Source organism: Blautia segnis (assembly GCF_014287535.1).
GTDB lineage: Bacteria > Bacillota > Clostridia > Lachnospirales > Lachnospiraceae > Blautia_A > Blautia_A acetigignens.
Genome location: NZ_JACOOT010000037.1, coordinates 17,850 through 42,488 on the forward strand (window position 1 = coordinate 17,850; position 24,639 = coordinate 42,488).

The 24,639-nt window shown below is 41.0% G+C and carries 25 protein-coding genes; 3 read left to right on the plus strand and 22 right to left on the minus strand.

The genetic code is table 11. From position 1 onward, the window contains the following. Positions 1-95 precede the first annotated feature (95 nt). The 6 genes from H8S54_RS15675 to H8S54_RS15700 form a co-directional block, all read right to left on the minus strand. Positions 96-1,688 (minus strand): peptide ABC transporter substrate-binding protein, encoded by a 1,593-nt coding sequence (locus H8S54_RS15675; protein ID WP_243176851.1) that lies wholly within the window; start codon positions 1,686-1,688, stop codon positions 96-98. A gap of 356 nt (positions 1,689-2,044) precedes the next feature. Beyond that, complete coding sequence (locus tag H8S54_RS15680) at positions 2,045-2,752, minus strand: GDSL-type esterase/lipase family protein (protein ID WP_117854848.1); 708 nt, start codon at positions 2,750-2,752, stop codon at positions 2,045-2,047. 117 nt (positions 2,753-2,869) lie between these two features. Continuing rightward, complete coding sequence (locus tag H8S54_RS15685; RefSeq protein ID WP_186901789.1) at positions 2,870-3,919, minus strand: hypothetical protein; 1,050 nt, start codon at positions 3,917-3,919, stop codon at positions 2,870-2,872. Beyond that, positions 3,909-4,139 carry a helix-turn-helix domain-containing protein gene (locus H8S54_RS15690; RefSeq protein WP_021924518.1) on the minus strand — a complete coding sequence of 77 codons (231 nt, stop codon included), beginning with the start codon at positions 4,137-4,139 and terminating at the stop codon, positions 3,909-3,911. Before H8S54_RS15690 ends, H8S54_RS15685 begins: the two co-directional genes overlap by 11 nt. A 13-nt stretch (positions 4,140-4,152) precedes the next feature. Continuing rightward, complete coding sequence (locus H8S54_RS15695; protein WP_186901790.1) at positions 4,153-5,130, minus strand: hypothetical protein; 978 nt, start codon at positions 5,128-5,130, stop codon at positions 4,153-4,155. 293 nt (positions 5,131-5,423) lie between these two features. Continuing rightward, a complete protein-coding gene (locus tag H8S54_RS15700; protein ID WP_186901795.1) occupies positions 5,424-5,846 on the minus strand; it encodes an SseB family protein in 423 nt (140 codons plus the stop codon). A 388-nt stretch (positions 5,847-6,234) separates the two neighbouring features. On the opposite strand from H8S54_RS15700, the gene H8S54_RS15705 reads away from it, so the two are divergent. From H8S54_RS15705 to H8S54_RS15715, 3 genes are all read left to right on the plus strand, one after another. After that, on the plus strand, positions 6,235-6,534 hold the full coding sequence (locus H8S54_RS15705) for a MerR family DNA-binding protein (protein ID WP_262579939.1): 300 nt from the start codon (positions 6,235-6,237) through the stop codon (positions 6,532-6,534). A 161-nt stretch (positions 6,535-6,695) separates the two neighbouring features. Beyond that, complete coding sequence (locus tag H8S54_RS15710; RefSeq protein ID WP_021924514.1) at positions 6,696-7,175, plus strand: RNA polymerase sigma factor; 480 nt, start codon at positions 6,696-6,698, stop codon at positions 7,173-7,175. Positions 7,176-7,245: 70 nt separating this feature from the next. After that, positions 7,246-7,758, plus strand: coding sequence for a hypothetical protein (locus tag H8S54_RS15715; RefSeq protein ID WP_243000415.1), 513 nt, complete (start codon positions 7,246-7,248; stop codon positions 7,756-7,758). 178 nt (positions 7,759-7,936) lie between these two features. Here the strand turns inward: H8S54_RS15715 and H8S54_RS15720 are convergent, their stop codons facing one another. The 16 genes from H8S54_RS15720 to H8S54_RS15795 all read right to left on the minus strand — a co-directional run bounded on the left by H8S54_RS15720 (position 7,937) and on the right by H8S54_RS15795 (position 24,380). Next, on the minus strand, positions 7,937-12,346 hold the full coding sequence (locus H8S54_RS15720; protein ID WP_186901791.1) for a hypothetical protein: 4,410 nt from the start codon (positions 12,344-12,346) through the stop codon (positions 7,937-7,939). Beyond that, entirely contained in the window at positions 12,339-13,052 is a 714-nt protein-coding gene (locus tag H8S54_RS15725; protein ID WP_021924511.1) for a DUF6063 family protein, read from the minus strand. Before H8S54_RS15725 ends, H8S54_RS15720 begins: the two co-directional genes overlap by 8 nt. A 5-nt stretch (positions 13,053-13,057) precedes the next feature. Then, entirely contained in the window at positions 13,058-14,668 is a 1,611-nt protein-coding gene (locus tag H8S54_RS15730) for a hypothetical protein (RefSeq protein ID WP_021924510.1), read from the minus strand. A gap of 98 nt (positions 14,669-14,766) precedes the next feature. Then, positions 14,767-15,747, minus strand: coding sequence for a hypothetical protein (locus H8S54_RS15735; protein ID WP_117854836.1), 981 nt, complete (start codon positions 15,745-15,747; stop codon positions 14,767-14,769). 764 nt (positions 15,748-16,511) lie between these two features. After that, entirely contained in the window at positions 16,512-17,453 is a 942-nt protein-coding gene (locus tag H8S54_RS15740; protein WP_117674936.1) for a helix-turn-helix domain-containing protein, read from the minus strand. 150 nt (positions 17,454-17,603) lie between these two features. Beyond that, positions 17,604-17,924, minus strand: a complete 321-nt coding sequence (locus H8S54_RS15745; protein ID WP_117674937.1) for a DUF3784 domain-containing protein — start codon at positions 17,922-17,924, stop codon at positions 17,604-17,606. A gap of 41 nt (positions 17,925-17,965) precedes the next feature. Beyond that, positions 17,966-18,298: a DUF3784 domain-containing protein gene (locus H8S54_RS15750; RefSeq protein WP_117674938.1), complete on the minus strand. Its 333-nt coding sequence runs from the start codon at positions 18,296-18,298 to the stop codon at positions 17,966-17,968. Positions 18,299-18,356: 58 nt separating this feature from the next. Continuing rightward, a complete protein-coding gene (locus H8S54_RS15755) occupies positions 18,357-18,554 on the minus strand; it encodes a zinc ribbon domain-containing protein (RefSeq protein ID WP_008373560.1) in 198 nt (65 codons plus the stop codon). A gap of 47 nt (positions 18,555-18,601) precedes the next feature. Next, positions 18,602-19,018: a YjdF family protein gene (locus H8S54_RS15760; RefSeq protein WP_117674939.1), complete on the minus strand. Its 417-nt coding sequence runs from the start codon at positions 19,016-19,018 to the stop codon at positions 18,602-18,604. Between the two features lie 241 nt (positions 19,019-19,259). Further along, positions 19,260-19,634 (minus strand): TnpV protein, encoded by a 375-nt coding sequence (locus tag H8S54_RS15765; RefSeq protein ID WP_186901792.1) that lies wholly within the window; start codon positions 19,632-19,634, stop codon positions 19,260-19,262. Positions 19,635-19,637: 3 nt separating this feature from the next. Beyond that, a complete protein-coding gene (locus H8S54_RS15770; RefSeq protein ID WP_330600205.1) occupies positions 19,638-21,068 on the minus strand; it encodes a plasmid recombination protein in 1,431 nt (476 codons plus the stop codon). A gap of 185 nt (positions 21,069-21,253) precedes the next feature. After that, complete coding sequence (locus tag H8S54_RS15775; protein ID WP_008373529.1) at positions 21,254-21,481, minus strand: DUF5348 domain-containing protein; 228 nt, start codon at positions 21,479-21,481, stop codon at positions 21,254-21,256. 150 nt (positions 21,482-21,631) lie between these two features. Beyond that, positions 21,632-21,865 carry a complexin-2 gene (locus H8S54_RS15780; protein ID WP_330412578.1) on the minus strand — a complete coding sequence of 78 codons (234 nt, stop codon included), beginning with the start codon at positions 21,863-21,865 and terminating at the stop codon, positions 21,632-21,634. Between the two features lie 115 nt (positions 21,866-21,980). Further along, positions 21,981-22,982: an AAA family ATPase gene (locus H8S54_RS15785; protein ID WP_181977662.1), complete on the minus strand. Its 1,002-nt coding sequence runs from the start codon at positions 22,980-22,982 to the stop codon at positions 21,981-21,983. Further along, positions 22,954-24,171, minus strand: coding sequence for a site-specific integrase (locus H8S54_RS15790; RefSeq protein WP_186901793.1), 1,218 nt, complete (start codon positions 24,169-24,171; stop codon positions 22,954-22,956). The genes H8S54_RS15785 and H8S54_RS15790 overlap by 29 nt, the downstream gene beginning before the upstream one ends. Before the next feature lie 14 nt (positions 24,172-24,185). After that, a complete protein-coding gene (locus H8S54_RS15795; RefSeq protein WP_008373524.1) occupies positions 24,186-24,380 on the minus strand; it encodes a helix-turn-helix domain-containing protein in 195 nt (64 codons plus the stop codon). Positions 24,381-24,639: the final 259 nt, after the last annotated feature.

Sequence of the window (24,639 nt, forward strand, 5' to 3'; positions counted from 1 at the left end):
GTTACTTATTCCTTAAGAAATTTTGCTTGCATTTTCACTGATTCTCGCGCCTTGCCTGAAAATCAGGTCTTAAACGAATAATCACTCAGCGGAAATTATTCGAAGGAAGCATATTTGAATTCAATCGGAACACCGATCGGATGGCTGATCAGGTTCTTGACATTGGATTTTGTCAGAACTGCAGAACCTCTGTGGTATACCGGAGCAACAACTGCATCTTCCTCAACAAGCTTCTTCTCAGCTTTGAGCATGTCATCGAGACGAACTGCATCATCTGTCTGAGTCTTAGCATCGGAGATCAGTGCGTTGTAGTCATCATCATTGTAGTTTCCACGGTATGGAGTTCCGTTTGTCCACAGGTCAAGGTATGTCATAGCGTCATCATAGTCAGCACCCCATGCAGTTACAGCAAACTGATAGTTGTTGGCATCCATCAGTTCTCCACGTCCCTGTACAGTCTTGGTGTCGATTACTACGTTCAGTCCAAGAGTTGTAACAAGCTCACTCTGAATAAATGTTGCAACGGATTTGGATACAGAGTCATCAGCTACAAGAAGAGTTACCTCAGACGGGGCACCGCCAAGCTCCTCAACAGCTTTGTCATAGTACTCTTTTGCCTGCTCCGGATCATATGGGGAAACGTCTCCGTTCAGTTCACGGAAGGTCTTCTCTCCATCACCGCTCATGCCGTCTGCTACAAGGCCAAATCCAGGTGCAGAACCATCTGCAAGGATGTTGTCTGTAAGAGCGCTTCTGTTCATAGCAAGAGAAATAGCTTTTCTCATGTTTACATTGCTCATTACGTCGTCTGTAAGGTTGAACTGTACATAGCTTGTACGGAAGTCGATCTCCTGGCTGAATTCCGGATCATCCTTGTATGCTACTACGTTAGCAGAATCAAGCTTAACCTGGGAAAGCTCACCAGCCTGGTATGCACTTAAAGCTGCAGCTGCATCTTTGATTACACGAACCTGTGCATCTTCGATTGCTACGTTGTCTTTATCCCAGTAGTTGTCGTTCTTCTCAAAGGTAACGCCTACAGCCGGGTCATAGGATGTGATTACGTATGGTCCGCAGTAGAGCATGCTGTCTGGAGACAGAGCGAAGTTTGTGCCCTGCTCTTCGCAGAATGCTTCGTTAACCGGGAAGAACATATCCATTGTGGTAAGGTTCAGGAAATATGGTGTCGGGCTCTTCAGCTGTACTTCCAGTGTCTGGTCATCAACCGCCTTAACGCCTACTTCGGAAGCGTCAACAGTTCCCTCGTTGTACTCCTGGCCGTTTACGATGTAGTCTGTCATAATGAAGCTGTAGCCGTTAGTTGCGTCAGTACTCATCTGTTTCAGCCATGCATAAACGAAGTCAGCTGCTGTTACAGGCTCACCATTGCTCCACTGGATTCCGTCTCTTAAGTGGAAGGTGTATGTAAGCTTGTCATCTGTTACCTCGTAGGTATCGCAAAGAGCCGGCTGCGGCTGGTTGTTCTCGTCCATACGGAACAGACCTTCTTCTGCCTGGTTCAGTACCATAAATGCATTCTCCTCGGATGCAGCCCACGGTACCAGAGTCTTAACCTCGAAATCAGTAGCAACGCTGAGAGTCTCTCCTTCTGCGAATACTGCTGACGCACCTGTTACGGTCATGGTGAGTGCCATGCCAAGTGCTACTGCTGCTTTCATCATTTTCATATTTTTTCTCCTTTCTTATCCGTCCTTTATGCAGGTACGGTAGTAAGCCTTTGCCGTTCAGAGTCTGTATGGAGCTTTATAGTAAAAAAACATTTTCTATTCCTGCAACATAGTCACGATGTAGTTTCATGCGCCTTTGCATAAATAAAAAATGTTCTCTTTGCTCAACTCTTTTTGGTAATTTTAGTATAGCAAAGTGTTGTAGTATTGTCAATTGTTTTTTATTATTCTTTATTACTTTTTATTGTTTGGAATTGATTTTGTATGAATTACGTATTCTTTTCACACAAAACGGACATGTCGCCTACCGGCGACATTATCATGCCTGCCATGAGGGAATGGCTGCATCCGATTTTTTATGCTACCAGATTTTCCAGTTTCTCGTACACTGCTTTTGCAAATACCTGATGCCCGGCAGCGTTCATATGCTCCTGGTCAGCGGCACAGCAGCTTACATAGGAGGCGGCGCGCATGAATTCTACGTGTTTTTCATCAGCAATGCGCTGGTATACTTTTTCCAGGTCCCTGGATACCAGCACGGAATCCCGGGAAAATTCCTGGTCATATCCTTCCTGCCATACTTTTTCTCCCAGATAGATGGGGGAAATGAGAAGTACCTTCGCTTCCGGAGCGTAGGCTGCGATCTGATCCAGAAGGCGGGCGATGCCTTTGCCGATCACTTCTGCGGAAGCGCCGAAAACCGTTTTGCAGTCGTTGGTGCCAAGCATCAAAACAATTACATCTACGCCGTCATGGGTTTCCAATAAAGTGGGAAGAAGTGCAGTTCCTCTGCGACCGTCACGCAGCGGGTCTTCGAATATGGTGGTTCTGCCGCACAGGCCTTCTTCAATGATCCGGACGGATTCGCCGGATTTATGTTCTGCATTACCAGCTTCCCTTTGGTCAGCCGTATTGTTTCCAGCCTGAATCCCCTGCTTCGCGGTTTCCACATCAAATTTCTCCTGTAAAAGACTTGTCCACCGTTTTCCCCAGGGAAGCCGCTTCCTGCTTTCCCCGTCATATCCCCATGTATTTGAATCGCCAAAGCATAAAATTTGTTTCATCTGTATTATCTCCATATTTCCTATCAATCAACTGTGTTTTCTTGGTTTTATAATATCAGTTTTGGAGGTTTCAGTCTAATATAGATAAATAATACCGGGTTATAGTTTTTTCTTATATCAGTGCAAGATTTCCACATCCTTTTTGCTGATAAACCCATTATCCAGAGAATACCAGGCTTCCAGACAGGTTTCCTCTTCTTCTGAGTTCAGATCCACAATGCTGCGGCTGGTCACTGTTTTTCCAGAGGGGGATTCTTTCTGAGTTTCTTCCATAATATATGCAGTCTCAGATTCCACTTTCAGGGTATCCGGAACTTCTGTCGGTTCATATTCGTCACGCTTCAGGACCTGGTTGGAATCGCTCATCTGGTAAATCACGGTTTTCACAGGCTTGTACATGATGGCAAACTGGACCGTCACCTTGCTGGACTCTTTCTGGCTTTTGCCGTTTTCTGTGACGGTGCTTTCTCCGGAAAGCGTGACTGCCATGGTGCTGCCCTCTGTATCACGGCCTCCGTTGGAATAGCTATTTCCCGTTATTGCGTAGATTTCACTGTTTTCTGTCTGATATACCGGATTCACGTACCAAACTTTCTCCTTCCCATCCGCAGATTCATAAATAGTGCCGCTCAGTTCCTGTTCCTCGCTATCATCCGAAACGTTACTATGAAGATACGGTTCATTGATTGCGTCTGAGCAAAGATTTCCCATATACTGTTCCCCGTTCTCATCTGTTGAAACAGGCATGAGCATATATTGCCCATCCATATTGCCGAAGGAAATTTTCCACTCAGAGGGGGAATCTGCCTCTCCTTTTTCCACATCTGCGAACAATTTTCCCTCATATTTACTGTCATTTCCTAATGTAATACTGCCATCGTTCACAAGGGATGAGGCGTGATCGTTCAGGTAGCTTTCCATATCATAAAGATCCAGATATTCTGTAGTGATAAAAACACCAATCATCCGATCACCACTTCCCTCTTCCCCGGCGTCGGGAACTGCCAAAGTGCAGCCGCCCATAGCACCAGCAATAAGGATTGCAAAAGCCGCTGTCAGATATTTCGCAAACGGGCATTTCGCTTTTCCGGATTTTTCCAGACCAGATTTCGATTTCTCTTCTCTCGGCAAGCCAGATTTTATTTTCTCATATCTCCTATTCTTCATTTTCCTCGTCCTCCAGATTTCCGTCAAACTTCAGAATATCGCCAACATCGCATTGCAGGAAGTAACAGATTCGGTTGATCGTGTGGAATCGCACGCCCTTTGCCTTGCCGCTTCGCAGAACGGAAAGATTGGCCTCCGTGATATTCACCAGGCTGCACAATTCCTTGGATGTCATTCCCCGCCTTTTCAAAACCTCTTCCAGGCATACTTTAATTGCCATATGCATTTTCCTTTCAAATAAACAAATCATTGTCCGCCTTCAGCCGCTGCATTTCCCGGATGTATCTGGCAAACAGCAGCACTGCAAGCACAAAGGCCAGAGAAAATACGGGAACCGTGACCACATAATCCATCTGGTAAAGCTGCCTCTGGAAAAACAGCTGCAGCAGATTGAATCCAGCGTCCAGTCCGATGGTGACGATCAGGGTCCACATACAGAATCTGGCTAATTTGTCTGCGGTTTTCACGCTCTCTTCCCGATACAGATCTTCTCTCATAGCAGTAAGGAGCCTTCTTGCCAGGAAAACGATTATAATATTCAGCACGTAAGGCAAAATGCGAATTACAAAACGAAGGAACAAAAACAAATAGGTTGTGTTCAAATTGGAATAGGCGAAAAATCCATCACTTAGAGTGATACCTGTATTTCCTTTCTGAACCGTTTCCAGATTCAGCAGCAGACTTCCCAGTTCCTGGCCAAAGATCCCATATACCAGCACAATATTCACAGCCCCAAGCAGCAGCCACAGTCCTTCCTGCAGTTTCTTCGCTCCCGCGTTCCGATACTTCAAAAGTGCACGGATCAGAAGATATCCCAGAAGCACAGAATAAAAGGTGCTGCCAAGAGACCATTTTCCCGTCCCTGGTACAGCGAAACCCATAAGGCCCGGATTGATCATATAATACAGGACTACAAAAAGAAGAACGCTGAGCAGGAATAGCGTAAAATCAATTGGCATGGTTTTCTGTTTCTTCTTTAAGATCAGCCAGATTCCAGCTGGAATCAGACTAAGCAGGACGTAAAAAAGAATGGCTGCTGCATTTCCGGCACCTCCAGAAAGTGACAGCGCTCTTAGTCCCACTCCCAGCTGTTCAAATGGAAATGCCACTATGGTTGAGAAAAAGCCGGATACGCTTCGCTGCAAAATACAGAACAGGACACAGGCAGCTGCTTCTATTGACAGTAAAGTGAGCAGATGTTTTTCTTTCATGATTGTCCTCCTTTAATTATTGTTTTTCGATAATTTATAATTTTATTATAACTTATAATTATCGTTTGTCAATAATTTATAGGAAATATTGGAAACAATTCTGTGCTGTGAATTTTCTTTGTAATGAATGATTCCCATAGAATTTTATCTATAGGAAAAGCTGCCAGATGCTTTTTAACTTGCATCCGGCAGCTTCTAACGCGAACCTATTTGATTTTTGATAATATCTCCTGGGCTGTCTGAAGAAAAAAATTTTCTACACCTCCCCAACAGGCTTTAAGTGCCTCAGTAAATTACTGTGCCATATTTCCCAGAATGATCCGGATCAGGGTCTTGTCTAACATCAATGTGCGATTCCAGGGATTGATTATGACGCCGTGTATTTCCTCTTCCGACAGTGCAGCTTCCAGCACTTTTCCAATGTCTGTCATGAAGGTAGACATTACGCTTCCGCTGCCTTTCATTTCCTCGTCAAAGCTGGTAAATACTGCCCACCAGCTGTTTCCGTCGGAAGTTTTCACTGCCTGGAGCTTCATCTGGTCTGCTGCCGCGTTTGGTTCTACGGCAATGATCACCTGACCATTTTCCCGCATGCGCCTGCGCACAACAGTCAGTGCATGAGCCAGGAGCTCTTCGGTAGGACTCTGCTGAAGAGCTGCGATGGCTTCTTCTATTTTTTCATTTCTTAATAAACCTTCGTCGATTTTGTTATCCATTTTATTTTCCAAGATATTAAATTCCTTTCTTATATTCTTTTTATATCTTTTTAATCTGGCAGCTTTTCTGCCGCACACACAGTGTTTCAAATCAGCTCACTGATAATGATCTGTTTTAAAACGTTATCATAGAATCACTTTTTCCGAAACACCTTTGTATAGCATACCATGTTTGCAGTATTTACCGCAAGGTGAATTACGGTTCATGACCTGCGTAAAAAACGCTTCGTGATGTATTCAACCTTTTCTTTGCATAATTTCATACCGAAATTTGATGGTATTCTGTGAACCTTAATCCCAGCTTTGATATCCTTATCAAACTATGATATAATTTTTCATTATACGAAAGATTGCCGCGACAGCTGCGGGCAATTTTACAACGGGAGGAATTCTAAAAAAGGCCGGAATGTCCCTGAAGGATATCCGGGAATACATCCATCTTGCCATGGAGGGAGACAGCACCATTGAAGAACGGCTCCAGCTTTTTTACAGGCAGCGCCAGATTCTTCAGGCTCAGATGGAAGAACTGCAGCATACTATGGATGTGCTGGATTTCAAATGCTGGTATTATGAGACAGCCAGGGATGCGGGAACGGTTCAGGTGCCTCAGTCCATGTCTGTGGAGGAACTTCCCCCTCAGTTTCGCAACTTAAAGAGAGATCTTGCAAAGGTGCCGATTGTTGATTGAGATCGGCGCCTTTCCTGTTACTCCTGCAAATTTTCTTTTCTGTAATTTATTTTCAAATTCCTGTAACCTTCCCCTTACCTCATTTGTATTATAAGTGAAGGTACCTAAAAGGAAATATAAAATGTTGACATTTCACCGAAACAACAGCAAAAGGAGTTCTCATGAGACAACCAGTACAGCAGCTGATCGAGCGTTACCAGAACAGTCTCTACGCGGCAGCTTTTAACACCTGCCAGAACCAGATGGACGCCGAGGACGTAGTTCAGGAGACATTCGTTCAGTATTACACCAGCAGAAAAGAATTTGAAAGTGAGCAGCACATCCGGGCATGGCTTCTTCGGGTCGTCATTAATAAGGCCAGAAATATAAACCGGACTTTCTGGAAGAAAAACAAATGCTCTCTGGAGGATTACATAGAAACTCTTACTTTTCCTAATTCCCAGTCCAGAGACCTGTTCGAAGAGGTGATGAAGCTTCCAGACAAGTACCGAATTGTCATTCACTTATTTTATTATGAGGATTATTCCGTACGGGAAATTGCCGATATCCTGAAGCTCTCTGAAAGCAATGTAAAGGTCCGGCTTTCCCGGGGAAGGGCTTTGCTACGGGATTCATTAAAGGAGGAATGGGAAAATGACTAATCACGAAAAATATAAAAAAGCATTTTCTGTATTACAGACCTCTGAAAGCTCATTTCGGGAGGTAAAAAATATGGCAAGATTACAGAAAAGAACAAAAATGAAAACAGCAGCAGCCGTTATTGCAGGATGCATTCTTCTTGGTGGAACCGGAACCGCTTATGCGGCTAATGTAGGCGGCATCCAGCGTACCATCCAGCTCTGGATCCACGGCGACCAGACCAACGCCACTCTGAATGTTTCCGATAACGGCACTTATACTATGGAATACTACGATGAAAATGGAGAACTCCAGGAATCCGGCGGCGGTGGAATTGCCTTTGAAGCCGATGGAACACAGCGTTCGCTTACCGCAGAAGAGCTTATGGAAGAAATCGACTCTCCAGACGTAGAATACGAGGAAGACGGCAGTGTCTGGGTTTATTACCACAACCAGAGCATTGACATTACCAATAAATTCAACGACAACAAAGTCTGCTTCGTTAAAATCGCAGACGGGGATAAAACACTGTACCTGACTGTGAAGTATCAGAACGGATTCAGCTATTCCAATGAGAAATATGTGGAACCGGAGGAGTTTAATTAATCCCAATCGAACAATTTTACCCCTCACGTTTTACAAAACAGTTGATATAAAAACAAGCAAAGAAAAATAAGCGATAAAGCAAGCGATAAAACAAGTGATAAAACAAGTGATAACAGGATGAAAAGTAAATCCAAGGCTTTTCATCCTGTTTTTATTTATAGCTTAGTTTCCCTAATTTTTAAAACAACAGTTCCTGCTGCTCCCCAACCTCGATTCTGGCTGTGATCAGTTCATCTGGCTCTTTGCCTCTTTTATGCTCTGCTTTCAGATACTGCATGCCGCCGCGGAGGCTGGCGGCAATGAGATTTAGAATATAAATATTGTCAAAACGGTTGTAAATGGAATCTCCGCCCAATCCGGTGAGACAGATCAGCTGGGTATTGGTTTTCTTCGCCATATCCATCAGCGGAATCAGCAAATGGGAAGCATTTGTCTGTGCAAAAGGATTATCCATGATCAGAACCTTTCCTTCATTTCTGTCAGCAAAAATGTCTGTATCATCTTTTCGCATATAGTACAGAAGGCTGGACAAAATAACAAACGCAGATAAAAATCCCTCGCCTCCAGAGTTTCTCGCTACTTCTTTCCAGGTTATGGGATATTCTCTCTGAGCTTCGATTTTATAAAGATGGATCTGCACATTTCCAATTCCTACAACCTGATCGTAAAGATTTCTGGTAGTAATGCTGGAGCCGAAAAATTCCTGGGCATTTTCATTTCTCTCGAAAAGCTCCACCCCTTCCATAGTAACCTTATCTATAAAATCCTCCAGACGAAGATGATAAAGTCCTGCATTTTCTTCCCAGTCAGGAATCTGGATCCTTAACATTTTTACAGGCTTTTCCCGAATTGTAATAGTGGAATTATGATCAATCTTTCCAAGATTTCTGTGGATTTCCTGAACATAATCCTCCATAAGCTCTACGATTCTTTCCTTTTCTCTTTCTACTACGGAAATGTCCACTTCAAGCTTTTCCATAAGACTATCGTAAGACTGCACCGTTGTTCTCAACTGGATCAGAACCCGGCCTGCATCTCCGGAGAGTTCCAGCATCTGCTCCAGCGGCTTCCGGTAGAAATCATCCTGGAACGCTTCCATCCGGACTATCTTGTTTAACAGCTGCACCAGTTCTTCTTTTTTCTGTCTGGTATCCCTGATTCTCTGATTGTAATCGCGAATGAGAATCCCTTTAAACTTTCTCAGTTCTGCAGCTTCCATATCAAAGGAAATAGTTTCCCACTCTTCTGTTTCTGCTGGAATCAGCTCATTATATTCTGACAAAGCAGTTAAATTTTCTTCATAGCTTCGAACCTTTCCATTCAGGAAATCAGCATGCTTTTTTTCTTCTTTTATCTGGAAAAGGAGCTGGTTTCTTCGTGCCGCAAAATCCTGTCCCTGAATTTCATTCTGAGGGAGCGGATTCTCCATGCCGCATACAGAACGGATTCGTTTCATCAGTTCGCTGATCCTACTCTGCGCAACCGCAGCCTTTTTATCAGCCTCATTCCACTGCAGATCTTTCGTCTGGATTTTACGCTGAAAATCTTCCAGTATTACTTCCTGGTGCGTTTCTTCTTTCCGGTCATAAAACACATTTTGCCACTGCGAAGGCTTTAATTTGTATTTTTTCTGCTGGTACTCAAGGTCATCCATTGCCCGCTGGAAACGTCCTGCCACTTTCTTCTCCTGTGCTTCCAGATCTTTCAGTTCCTGGGAAAGAACCGAGGTAATTGCTTCATAACGTGCTTCCATCTGATCTGCCGACAAACTCTCATCTATGTGAAAATTCTGTTCCGCATTCTCATATGCGGCATATCGGGCATACTTCTCACTAAGCCGTTCTTCTTCCCTGCCCAGCATGTTTATACTGTATTCAAAAGTCTTCTTTTCTTCCAGAAGTTTCCTCTGCCGGTCTCTGGCAAGCTTCTGATTTTCCTGATAGCGTGCTTCTTCTTTTTTGCACTTTTCCAGTACTTCACGGTTGCTTTCATAGGAGTCGTAGTCCCTTTTCAGCTGCTTAAAATCCTCCAGCTTTTGTCGCTGACGCTGAATTTCCATTCCCGCCCTGGCAATAAAAGCTTGCAGTTCATCATGGTCTTTTTTCAGTTTTTCAAGACTCTGGGAATCGTCCCTTATTTCCTTTTCCAGACGCTTTTTCTCTTCTTCCAGCTTCTCCAGAGTTTCCTGTACTTCCTGCCAGCTTTCCTTTGTCACGGTCTGATTTTTGATCATTTCCTGGCGCTGGAAATACTCTGCATATTCCTTTTTGCGAAGTAAAACAGCCTGCCCGATTTTTTCCAGCTGCTGCCTTTTCTCCCAGATCATTGCCTGAAGCTTCTCTTCATCCAACAGGTTTTCATTAAACAGAATATAAAAACTAATTCCCGGAAATCTTACAATTTTATCCGCGTATTTCTCCTGAACTTCCTCAAGCTTTTCCCTTTCTACAATAGGTACGGGAAAAGAAGTACAAATGTTTTTCCCATTTCGTCCCAGCTTTTCCATCTCCTGCCTGGTAAGAATCAGGGCGTACGGAAGGAACGGATTTCGACGCACAAGCTCCTGGTTTTTCTTCTGGGAATAGCCGTTCTTTTTCAGCCATTCCATACCGTAAACTGCATGGATATCCAGGTTTTTCAGTTCATTTTCCAGTTCTTCTGGCAGTTCCAGGACTTTGCCGCTGGTCAGGCCTGTGTATTCCTTTTCCAGAGTGTCCTCTTCCTTCTCCAGATTTCTGCGAAGTTCTTCCAGTTCCCGCAGCTTTCGTCCTGAAACGTCAAGAATCCTTTCCCGATCCAGGAGATAGCGTTCTTCCATATCCAGATATTTGAGAACCGCTTTTCTGTCTTCCAGTTCTTTTTCATAGGTCTGATATCTGCCTGTCTGCTTCTGAATTTTTATTTTCTTGTGAATTAAAGCTTCTTTTTTATCTTCTAATCTGCGCTCCTGACCACGGATTGTTTCCTTGTCTGCTTCCCATTTTTTCTGGCTTTCGGTGCGCTCCCGCACTGCTTTTTCCAGATCCTGTTCGTAAATCTGCTGACAGATCTGAAGGGTTCCAGCTTCATAACTGCCAAGAATATTGCGCCTTAATTCTTCCTGATATTTGGAATTGTACTGTTCTTCCACGCGGCTGTATGCTTCAATCTGGCTTTCCAGTTTTCCTTTTTTTCCAAAACAATCACGTATTTTTTCTTCCAGCTCCTGAATTTTTTGCGCTTTTTTGTCTGCCTCTTCTCCTGCCTTTTTTGCACTTTCATTCTGTATGTTTTGCTGCCCGCGGTTATCCCGAAGCTGTCCCTCCAAAAAGCATTTCAGTGAAAATCCAAGTGCCCTGCGCTCTGGCTCCAGATCCTCTCCCTGCTGCCTTGCCACCGCAATTTTTTCCCGGAGAAGCTCTAATTCCCCTTTCTCCTCATTAACGGACTGCTGTCCTCTGGCACAAGCCAGAATATGCAGCTTTTCCTGTGTCTTAGCTGCCTCTTCCTGAAGATTTTCCCGTTCCATATCAATCATATCACGGTCACTAAGATGAAGGTTTTTCTCTTTTTCACTTTCATAAACCTTGCTGGAAAGCTCCTCATATTCTACTCTTGCAACAGCCTTATCCAGACCTTCCAGCTGTTCTTTTGACGCACTGTATTCCTTTTGGGTGTCATTCAAAAGAGCGTTCACATCATGGATAAACCAGGCAATTTTGTTCTCCTGCTTTCCCTCTTCACGCTCAGCTTCCTGATATTCTTCTGCCCTTGTGCGGATAGACTCTGCCTCTTCTTTAAAGGCACGGATATTGTCTCTTCGCTTGATTTTGGAACGGTTATCCTTGTACTGTCCAGCGTATTTTTCCAGAATAGACTGGAACTCGCGGATACGGTTTTTGTCTTTATTCAGCTTGCTCTCAATGGCTTCCAGAAACCACTTTTCTGTCAGGCCTTTTTCATCTCTGCAGTCGGAAAAAAGATCGGATAAGCCAGACTCTTTCACATTAATTTTCTTAATGATAGTCTCCCATTCCTTATAATTGATCTGGTATTCCATCAGCTTGTCAAAGTACTGCCGGGACTGGGCATAGTTGGTCAGGTCATAATAGAAAAACTTCATATCCCTGTCTTTTTTGTAGCTTTCGAACAACAGTTTACAGGAATTGAAATTCTTCAGAATCATCTCTTTTTTGCCCTTTTCAACTACGGGAAGATGACGGATGTCCTGAATACATGGCTCCTGATATTCACTCACAATGCCGATTATATCCAGGTTCTCTTTTTTGTCCTCCTGCAGATCCTGGGCTTTTCTCACCATAAGCCCGGTAAGGACATAGCCTGCGCCCTGGTCAAGGACCCATTCCACCAGAATAAAAGAGGGTTTATTGGTTGTGAAATAGCTTTCAAACAGACGGTCCTTGGTATTGCGATATCTCTGATGGACAAATGGGGCTGTCAGCATCTGCACCAGTACGGATTTTCCGCCGCCATTCTGAAGAGAAAGCAATGTACTTTCTCCATTGAAATACATGGTTTCATCACTGATGCAATATGCATTGTTGTTGTAATTCACATTGATCAGACGTATTGCATTAATCTTACTCATCCTTTGCCACCCCCAGTACTCTGAGAACTCGCTCATAATTGTTCTGATTCAGAAGGTTCCAGTCCATAAAATGATCCAGTTTTCTGGTGGTTTTTATCATCTCGTCCTGCTCTACATATTCAACCAGTCCCTGTTTCTGCAGGAACATCAGAATGTTGTAAATGAAACCTTCTTTCGTTGTTTTCATTCTGGAACCTCTGTCATCAGACTTCAGAGCCTCATAGGTTTCGTACAGAATCCGGAAGGAAATGCCTGCTGTATCTTTCTCATCCTCCTCTTCTGCTGCACCTTCCTTCAGCCTTGTGGAAATACAGTTCATAAGCTCTCCCACCCGCATATATTCCCGGGCTTTACTGCTGCTTCCCTGCCCATCAAAAAATTCCACAAGCAATGTAAGTATTACAAATTGGGATAAGTAGTAGTCTTTGTCTGTTGCTGTAGATTTACATAACGTATTCTTTAACTGCTGCTTGGAAAATCCCAGAAAATTATTTTCTTCTTTGGGAATCAGATAAATAACATTTCCATAGCGTTCTACATTGGCTGCAGCCACCTCACCCTGGGATTTTACCAGATTCCGGATTGCTTCCTCTTCCGTATAGGCCTTATATAAAAGAGGCTCATCCTCTTCTCTCAATTCATGATGTTCCAGCAAATAGTAAAAGATCTCCTGGCTGGAAAGGACTTCTTCTGCTTCGTATGCCATATGGGCTATTCCTCATTTCTTAAGATTCGGACAAGGATATTGGAACAGCGGATGCTCTTCCTTTCTCCACCTTCAGTCAACACATTATCAAAAATAACGGTATTTCCGTCTTCAATTCTGTATACTTCTATTTTTCTTATTTTCTGCTGTGAAAATTTTCCTTCACAAAGCTGCAGAAGCATTTCATTGAGCTGAAAATCAGATGTCTGATCCTGAATAAATTCACTTCGTTCTCTTTTCAGGGCGTCCATATCAATTTCTTTATTTCGAATCAGTTCTACCATAATTTCCTTAAAAATTTCTACATTTGGAATGAGCTGGTTTAGGTTTTCCTGCCTGCTTTGTATTTCTAAAAGAGAAATTTCTCCTGTTTCAACCGTCTGTTCTATAAGAAATCCCAGGCTGTTTTCATAACATTTCAGTTTTTCTTTTCGCTTTTTTTCCTGTTCTTTCTGGTATGCTTCTTCATCAAAATCCAGAATTTCTTCTGTATCTTCTTCCTCATTTCGTACACTGGGTTTCTGATATAACAACGCCTTATTCAGATTATAAATTTTCTCTGGCTCCTGATTAAATAAAGGCCGCAAAAAATATTCCAGATTTCCAAGAGACGCTGGTTTTTCCAGAACCTTATCATAAAAATCGTTTCGGAAAGAAAATCTCTGGATCAGCGATACCTGAGACAATAATTCCAGTTCTTTGGTATAAAGAGCCTTCAGGTCAAAATGACTGCTGAGAATTTTCTGGTGTTCATCGATGGTGCGGTTCAGGTATCCTTCTATGATACGAAGATTCTCCAGATTTTCCTCTTCCTTTTCTCCCAGACGACGAACATTAATATTTTCTTCTTCCAGATTTTTTACCCGGCTTCGAACCAATTCCCGGTATTTCTGAAATTTTTCTTTGGTGTCGCTGATAGTATCCAGATTTTCCAAAAGGATTTCTTCGTAATCCTTTACGGAGTAATTCAATGCATTTCTTCTGATTTTTCCCATAGCTTCCTGAATCTTCTGAAGCTGGATCCGCATCAGGTTAAATACATTTTTTATCTCATCCACAGCCTTGTCGTAGCTCTGCTTTTCCAGATGCATCTGAAAGATCATTTCGTGAATGGTAAGCTTCATATTATTTTCAATTTCAAGGGTGGAAAGTATAAGATTATACCCGTCATCGGTAAGATAATAGGACGTTCTGCGAACCTCCTGATCAAGATAAACAATACGGTTCGCCACATAACTGACATGCATAATATGATAGGCATTCTGCTCGAAATCGTACCCGTCAAAATACATGGCACGGCCTTCGTTGGACAGAATGACGTTGACAATAAAATCCCCCAGCTTCCTGCAGTCCTCGTAGGTGATTTGCTTTTGCAGATATCTGGTATTAAGGGTATCAATATATGCCCCGATATCATCCATGGTACAATTTTCTTCTTTCAGGGACTGCTCCATAATGTAAAGCATAACAGCAAAAATAAGATTCAGCTGTTCATCAAATTTTGAAAAGCCAAACTGTTTCCAGGACATTTTCTGAGCGCTGTTCTGAATGAGCACCGCATACAGTCCCACATTTTTCATTCGTCTTGGAAAATTTTTGAGGAATTCGTACTGCAAAGACTGCCTCCTTCAGCATTGGTAGATATGCTTCGTAATTTATTCTATATTTTGCGTTGCTGCCTTTTGCCATATTAGATATTAGCTTATCTGATTTTCTAAAAGTCTGCTCTGTTTAGAATTTCCTGTGGAACATACCTTTCATTCTGTAAAACTGCCTGCATTTTTTCCACAGTAGTGTTGCTGAAATAGGAAAAGAATATGGAAGTAATATTTCGGTTCTGATGTTCTTTGGTCTCTGGCAAATTTTCCAGGCGGTCTGCCTTGTTCAGCATTGCTTCATATGCAGGAATAAAGGGCTTGATTTCCCATCTGTCCTGAAATCGTTCTACCAGATTCTCATATATTCCAATTCCCTCATAGTCCAGATCACCAAAGTAAAAAATCTTATTTCCAGAATCTGTCATATAGGGTTCCGCACACAGGTCAAAATCCTGGAAGGAACGGAGAATACCTTTGCCTGCCCCATAAATGAGTGTTCCCACTTCCATATTAAAAATTTCAGTATGCCCGCTCAATAAATGGCTTCGCATACTGAAAAAAGGATCTTTGTTTTCCAAAATCAGGAGATTCTGCGGGGTATTTCTTGTATGAGTGTAATATGCCAACGGTTCTGTCGTCCGATAGATATTCAAAAATTCTAAGCCCAGTCCGCATCGATTCAGTATTTTCTTCCCTTGCTCCCTGTCCAGGAATTTCTCTCTGCTCCAGATTTCAAAGCTTCTCTCATTCAGTGACTCTGCGGTCTTCAAAGCGTCCTTATGTTCTTTCAGGTACTCATTCAACAGAAGCACCCATGGTCGATCTGTTTCATAAACATCTGGATGTGTAAGATAATAATCTACTGAAATCCTTGTAGAAAAATTATATTTTATTTCCTCTATATACTCGCTGTAATCCTTCTTCTCTTCCAGAATCCAATATTCCCGATAAAGTGCAGGCTTTTTCCCATTGGTCCTGGATGCTTTCACGGGCTTTATTTTTTCTTCTTCAAGCAGCTTCCGAATATATTCGTATTGCTCCTGATAGGACTGATCCTGCATAGTGCGAAGAAGAGCTTCTAAGGAAATTCGTTTCATAGAGGGAACTCCTCCGAATACAAATGTATGTTCTTATAGGTATCTTATCATAGATGTGTGTATTTTTCTATAATAATTTTTACTTATAACAGAAAAACCCCGGAAACCTTACGGTTCCGGGGTATCTTACGTTTGGACACATGTACCTTGCGGTACTCTATTTATATAATTAAGATGTTATGCTAAAATTATTCGATAACTGTAGCAACACGTCCTGATCCAACAGTACGTCCACCTTCACGTTTGTGAGGTTCTTAAAATCTCATTATTTTCTGTGATTTTCGTGTCTTTATTGTCCTGTGTTATAGGATTTCTACGCTATATTTCTGTTCTCTTCATTTTTTAGTATCAAAACGGTATCACAGCCAGATTTTCATGAGCTGTCAACTTTCCGGTTGCAGATTCCCACCTTGACTGTTATAATCGAAACATGGGTGCTATCATAACGGTAGGCGGTTAGTCCTTCAGCAGAGGGACTGTGACCCTCTGATTACATAGAAACTCGAAAGAGAATCCACTGGAAAGGAGGGCTAAGCCAATGAGTATTGTGGACTTTATTGCAGTCGTGAGCTTCGGCATCACCTGCTTTTGTGCCGGATACACATTCGGCAAAGATAATAACAAGACACAAAAATAACCGCCCCAGCCTCGCAAACTGAACGGTTATTTTTAATCAATTAAGTATGTGGACTAACCGTCTATCGGTAGCACTCTTTTTCTATAATCATATTAGCACGCATGTGTGAAAATGTCAAAAAATTTCTTCATTCTTGGTTATTAATCTCCTTGATCAACTGTACTGCCTTCTCTGCATCATCGGTTTTCACGAATATATCCACACCATATATTCCAAATCCTGGTGCCCCATGCATTGCAACATTCGCACCTGCTTCCTGCGAAAAAGCTGCTATTCCATTTTGCTTTAACATTTCTACAAGTTGTTCTGTCTCTACTATATTCTGTGCATTATAAATTTTTGTCCATTCTACCTTAGATAGGGAAATTTCCTTTTTCTCCTGAACATTTGACGAATTCTGGTTTCTTTTTCGATTAATAAATGCCAAGAGCCTAAGAATAATAAATGCCACAATAGTAATACCAATCAGAAATCCCAATGCTAATCGTGTTATCTGTTTTTCTGTAGCTCCCATTCTAAATAAACATATACCATAGATGACTGTAAAAATTCCTGCACATATCACACTGGTGAGAAAATCTCGCCATATAGTAGCACTTTGGAGCAAACATTTATCCCATATTCCATTATACACCATAATAGATGCATACAGGATTCCTCCTACTAAGACAGTTGCTGTCTCTCCTAAAACCAAGCGAACATCCACCGTTAATAACATCTGAATAATAATCGCTAACACACTAATCACAAACATTGATGCAAATGCAAGATTTCCAGCCTTTAATGCTTTTTGTTTCACCCATTCTTCATACACCGCAACTTTGTCCAGTGTTTCTTTCATCTCTTTATTCATAGTCTGGCTCCTTTCTCCATCCAGGAGCTCTCTCATCTCAACATCGTAATACTCAGCAAGTTGAACAAGTATACTGAGATCTGGCATATTTATTCCTGTTTCCCATCTGGAAACTGTTCTTGCAGATACCTCAAACTTCTCAGCAAGCTGCTCTTGTGTAAGATTCTTTTCTTTACGACATTGCTTTAAAAAAGCTCCAATCTTTTTTGTGTCCATGTCTCTACCTCTCTTCCACTTACAGCTTACCAATATGTACCAAAATTACCACGACATAAAACGAGAATCCGCTAATTTTCAACCGGACATCGTATGTCTAAAACAAGTAAACGGTATTTTCACCCCAAAAGCATTCTATTCCTCTATAAATTAACCTTCTCTTTTATGTCTATCCATAAGCAGCAGAATAAACATAACAAACCATATCACCCATGCAATTAAACAACCGATTCCTATATGCCAAATATCTATAATCATTCCAGCAATAAAAGGAATTGACATAAACATCATTCTCTTCCCATATGCCTTACACATAGCATTTTCATCATATTTTTTTCGTTCTTCTGCTGATTTCATATTATAACCAGACAAGAATTTGGATGCTTGTCCTTTTGACATATAAAACCATATTCCAAATAAAAACATAATCACTGCCATTGCAAAGTCAAAAATAATATAAATATAGAACATATAATGCCTTCCTTTCAGTCAATTCCTCAAACCAGAAGTTATTACTTTTTGCATAGTGTGTTTTCTAAAATGATAATAACCACGACATCAACTACAATGATTCCCAATGCAATATATACAAAAAATGCAGGCAAAATATTTTCAAGCAAGCCCATAATTAATGCAAGAATTGCTATAATAGACATTCCAACTCCCATTGTCCTGCATAACTTCTTTTCATCATATTTTTTCTCTTCTTCTTTTGAAGCTGTATTATATCCAGAAATAAACCAGCTTCCGTGTCCAGAAAGTAAAACTATAGAAAGTACAGCAAATATTACAAAGACAATCCACACTATCCAATCAGAACCTGTTGCTAAATCTGCTAATTTCAATTATAGACCCCTCCTTAAATTCCGTTTTTCTTAATTCTAAAAATCTGAAAGTTGTCTTTTAAGATTTCAATTTCGTTAAATCCTCTAAATACATTTCTGTATAACCACATTCTGGGCAGACTGCAACTCTAACATCATCTATAGTTGTCGCCTTTTGTTTTTCATCTACACGAACAACCATCCCATAGCCACCGCCATTAACTTTAAGTCTTAAATCTAATTTCATACTTGCTCCACACTTTTCACATTTCCTCATTGTTTATACCTCCAAATCCCGAATTTGAGAAAAAGCCCAAAAGACTTTTAATGTCCCTTATGCTTTTCTCTTTTCTTTCGCTGTTTTAGTTCAAACATTCGCTGTTCTTCCGCCTCTTTTTTCTTTCGTTTTTTTTCTTTACGCTCCTGTTTGTTCTGTTCCTGTTGTAATTTCAACGCCTGTTGCGATTTTGTGCCAATGCCAGTTTCCAGCATCTGCTTTTTTGCTGAACGCTGCATCCGTTTCGGATTTCTTTTTATATCCTTTACAATAGCTTCAACAGCCGGACTGAATTTCAAACCGAAATAGTATTTTTGAATATATTCCTGCACTTCATAATCTTTTGGTTCTACGCCAAATGTTACCTTTGCCACAGATAATTTACCATCTTCAATATGCTCAAATATGCCTACCCAAAATGGTTCTTCAAAATATACCGTCAATCTTCCATTTACTTTGTCCATAAAAATCCCTCCTAAAATTTATTGGACAAAGAATGGACAACCCGGAGGGGCAGGTTACTTACCCTATTTATATAGGACGGCCGGGCTACCTACCGGCTCTGGCACATCAAAGATGCACGTTGCGTTTTTATCTTTGTTTTGATAACTTTCAATTTACCTTCACTTTATTTTACCATAGTGCTTTCTAAAGTTCTATTCTAATATACAAAAATGTAAAAAAGCGATCTTATCCCCCTCGCAATCACACATATATCATGTTTTTCAATACAATTTCTTCTGCACTAGCTTTTATATTATTCATCAGCCTGACCCACTCCATTTGATCCTGTGCCTTTAATTCTTCAGTTACACCCTGTTTTTCTGTCATCTGTTCCATAAGCGTTTCCACCTGTTCTCTAGCTTCCTGATCAGTCTGATTCAGATGTTTATTCAGCTTTCCAGTCAATAACAAATACTGATACCCTGCTAATCTGTGTTCTTTTAAGAACTGCTTTCGTAACATTCCATATTTTCCATATATCGGTTCTTCTTCTCTTAAAACCAGATCCGGCAAATAGTAATCTCCATGCAACGTATAGCTCATTCCATTTTTTTCATCATAAATTTGTTTTTTCATAGTCTAAATCTCCAATCCTTTGTATTTTGTTCTATTTTTCTTACGTTGTTGGTTTTCAATCTGACTCTTTTGAGTCGCCCATTCCAACTGTTTCAGAACGCTTCCCTTTGGCATTTGCTCCATTCGCCGTTTTTCTTCCAGTGTCCTTTGTTCTTTAATATCCTGCTGCACCACCTCCTCTACAGTTTCTGATCCCAAAATACGCACCACTCTGTCATATCTGTCCGAAATCTCTTGCAAACGTTGATTATCATTTAATAATTCCCCATTTTCTTTACGCACATCATCTAACTGCGTTTGGATATCATCACATTTCTCCGTAGATTTTTGATATTTGTTTTTCCAGCTTTCTATCGTTTTGTTAAGTTCTACAACCTTTCCAGCTAATGCAGCAATCTGATTCTTCATCTTGATAAACAATGGCTTGATTTTATTTTCTCTGTAAGGTACTGCACGTTCAAATGTTCCTGCCTCCGGTAAAAACGTCTTAATCATTCCATATTCTTTTATTTCTTTACTGGCATTATCCATAATCGGCTGCAGCACATCTCGACGCTCTTCCAGACTTTTTACTTCTTTTTCTGCGTCCTCTGCCCTTTGTTCTGCTTCTTGTTTCTCCCTGATTACCTGTTCCTTATCGTCTTTTAAAATCTGGATATCTGCTCTGAATTCCGCAATTTGTGCTGTCAGTTCTTCGTTTTCTGCAGTTAGATACTCTTTCTCCTGCTCCAGCTCCTGTACTTCCTTTTTTCGCTCTTTCTTCTTGAAGTTATAAACATCCAAATGTTCCTCATGAGTACCTTTCTGTTCCCATTCAATGCCATGCTGTTTTGCAATCTCTGCCAGGACCTTTTTTTCATGGTTCATCCACTGGTTCAACTCTGTATCATGCTTATTTCCACCTTGAAATCCAAGACTTTTTAATGCCTGTTTCAACGAAACTCTAGTGTCCATTCCTTTTCCTTTCCAATCAGTCACATAAGGAATAAAATCAATATGTAAATGTGGAGTAGACTCATCCTGATGTAGATAACACCCAAATACCCGTAGCGTTGGATTCCGTTTCTGGAAGTCCTTTACATATTCATCCAGCACTTTTACAGCCAGATCTCCTTCTACTGTTCCGACAGCCATATCTTCTCGATTTCCAATTTGAAAAATCACTTCGTGGAACAACTTCTCTTGTTTTCCCTGCCGAATTTTTTCATAGTAATTTGTAATCTGCCGATCTTTTCTTTTTCCGATGTTGTATCTCCCCACAGCATCATCAAATAACTCTTTATAGACTTCCTTCAGATTTTCATTCTGGTAACAAATATTTAATTGTACTCTGTCCGGTTCTACATTCTCTGCGAAAAACTCTCTCCTGTTATGGACCAAAGAACCTTTCCCTATCATACCGCTAATTGTTCGTTTTATCATAATGTTTCTCACCTCTTTTCTGAGCAAGTGCCAGATAGCACATAATTTTTATTTACGCCAGTCATGGCGATATTAAGAAATTTTCGCCGGATACGGCGGTTTTGTTACTTTTGTCAAAAGTAACGCAAAAGCACTTTCGACAGCCGTACCGTCCATCAAAAGTACCCTTGCGCCCTGCCGGGGGCTATCCAATCAAATTATTCCGGTATTCTTGCCTGTACATATTCCAGATCTCCGCAATATGATGTTCCCACCAGATACCATTCTCTTGCCGGATTCATCTCCATTCTTGTCCGTACCCACTTATCATCAACCAGCACCTCAAGACCTTCTCCACAGTGAAATCCCGTATCAATCCATAAGTCTGATGCCAACAATCCATATCTGTCATTACTGCTGTTATATCCTAATCTTCCCTGTTTCATTGTATCTTTCTCCCTTCTTCACAACTATCAAATTTACAGTAATCTCACATTCCAGCCATAGTTTTCCGTCTGCACCTTACCAACTTTCTCCTTGTTTACTTCTCACAGGTGCGTGACACGCTCCTGTAAAAAGATAGTCAATAAGAACTGTTACCATCGAAAGCTCTCTTGCATTCCTTTTCTGTCCAGATACTCCTGCCGGAACTTTTCCCGTTCTTCTTCTGTTGGTGCAGTTTTGGATTTACTGTATACCTCACGATTTACCATTGCATCCAGCTTTTTCTCCAAACCTTTTCTTATATCATCTGCTTCCTGTTCCTGATCCAGTAAATGATATTTTATAATCTTTCCAAATAACTCCTCTGGAATCATAACGTTTTTCAAGTTCTCACCTTCTTACAATTTATGTAAGGACGCAACACTGCAATGTCTTTACAGATTGCAACCTTGCATTTTAATTCCGCATTTTCTATATACTCTGCAATGTTGCACCCTTAATTTATTCCGGCTTAACTTTATCTAAATCCCAATACCATGAATTACCGATTCGTCTTGCCTTAATTCCAAGTTCCTTTTTTGCATTTTCCAGTGTTCTTTTAGAAATATTCAAATCTTCTGCCATATCAAAGATTTCACTGCTTTGCACAGAAGCTGATGTTTCTGCCAGTTCCCTCAGCATCTTTTTTGCCTGTTCCAGTTTATTTACCTTTGGAGCAATTCCACCAAGCACCTCATCTGCTGTGATTTCATAGTCACCTATCCACTCAAATCCGGTTTCTGTCAGGCGAAATGCTTTGGAATGTCCAAATGCAGCCAGATTATTTTTAATCTGAACCACTGCTCTTAAGTCCGGTTCTCCCTCTATTCTTCCTACCAGTAATACGCTTCTGGCTACTGCAAAAAAGTCAATCGAACCCATTCCTCTATATGCAGCTTTATTTCCACCAGCTTTATTCATATGTCCGATTAATAAAATTGCACATTTATACTTTTCTGCCAGCAAGCTCAATCTTTTTGTCATATCCCTTGCTTCATTTGCCCGGTTCATATCCATTGTTCCTCCAAGGTATGCCTGAATCGGATCTAAAATAAGCACTCTCGCACCAGTCCGTTTGATAGCAGTTTCCAGTCTCTCATCTATCATGGAAAGTGATTTTTCTGTTTCATCTATAACCATGATTCTTTCACAGACCGCTTCTGCCAGCTCCAGTCTGGGTTTTACCGTATCTGCCAGCCCATCTTCCGCTGTCTGATAAATAATATTTACTGGTTCTGTTACTTTCATATCGTTATCCAGACCTTCTCCTTTAGACAATCTCGCTGCAATATTTAATATCAGCGTAGTTTTTCCATCGCCCGGATCACCCTGAATGATCGTTAATTTCCCATAAGGGATAAATGGATACCAGAGCCAGTCCACTGTCTGGGACTGGACATCTGACATCTTTATCATTTTCAAATCTGTTTTATTCTCATTTCTCTGTTCCATAAATTCCTCCATTTTCCCAACTGTTCTCGCCAATTCTCTGTTGTTCTCTGGAAGAATCCCTGCTATAATCAACTTGTCTAGGGTTGACATTTGTGGATTCGTCCCCATTTGTCACATTGCTCCGGTTGTTCGTACTTCCGGAGCTTTTTATATTTTCATCATCCAGCATATCTGCCACCACTTTCTGCTGATCTGGATATAAGTGCCCATAAGTATTCAATGTAATGCGAATGTCCGTATGTCCAAACCTTTCTTTAATCATCAATGGTTGCACTCCCTTATTAATCAGAAATGCCGCATGACTGTGACGAATGTCGTGTACTCTTATCTTTTTTACTCCGGTCTTTTGAACCACCTGTTTTAACTTATGCTGTACCGCTTCATGAACCATTGGAAAAATCCGTTCATCTTCGGGCAACTCATACAGTCTGCTAATATAGTCCTGAATCTCTTTTTTCAGAAATTCCGGTATGGAAATCGTACGGTTCGATTCTTCTGTTTTGGGAGATGTAATCACGTCCTCTCCATGCATACGGTAGTAAGTTTTATTGATATGAAGTAGATTCCTTTCAAAATCAATGTCAGCAGGTGTAATGCTGAGTGCTTCGCCTTCTCTCGCTCCTGTCCAGAATAATAATTCAAACAGCACATAATATTTGCTGCACGGTTCGATTCCGGTCATAAACTGCCGATATTCTTCAATTGTCCAAAACTTCATTTTCTTTTTTGAAGTCTTTCCCATACGTTTTACTTTGTCACAGGGATTATCTGCCAGATTGTAGATATTCTTCGCATGATTGAACAATGCCGTCATCTGATTCTGTATTGTTTTCAGATAATCATCTGAATATCCTTTTTCAATAATCGTATTCTGCCACTGGATAATCTCTGCTGGTGTGATACTGTTCATCGGTCTGTCCTTAAAATACGGTAACAGTTGAGCATTCATCGTATCTCTTTTGTTCTTGATACTCCTGTCCTTCAATGACTGAGACTTGTCTCGGAAGTATACTTCTACAAACTCTCCCATTGTCATATCCATGTCTGCTTTCGCTGTTCTTTTATACTCCGCTTCAAAATTTAATGCTTCTTTCTTAGTGCGGAATCCTCTTTTTACTTTTCGCTTTTTGGCTCCTGTCCAGTCCTCATAATAAAATGAAACATACCAGGTTCCTCTTTCTTCATCTTTGTATGCTGCCATACTTTCTCACCCCCTTACATTGCAATCTGGGAATATCCATAAAATTTCTTTTCCCAGAATGCCCTCGGTATCTTGCCCGAAACGGTTACATATCCCTGATCTGCAAGCTCTTTGTTCAGTTTGCGAAGCAGTTTGTAAGCATATCCAAGTGAAATCCCCATGCTCTCTGCAACTTCTTCCGCTGTAATCATATAGTTCTGTCTCTGCATATCATTTCCTCCTTATCTATAATTATCATTTTCACTGATACTATATCATTTTAAATAATCATTGTCAATAATTTTTATCTGTATGAATGATATTTTTCTATATTGTTGATTTTTATCATTTGTGATATACTAATCATAGCTGCAAATTCTGCCCGAACGGTACGCCTATTCTGAAATTAGCGGTACATCCATTCTGATTTAGCGGTATGCGTTTTCTGCTCAAAGCGGTACGTTTTTCCTTTATTATTGTGATGTAACT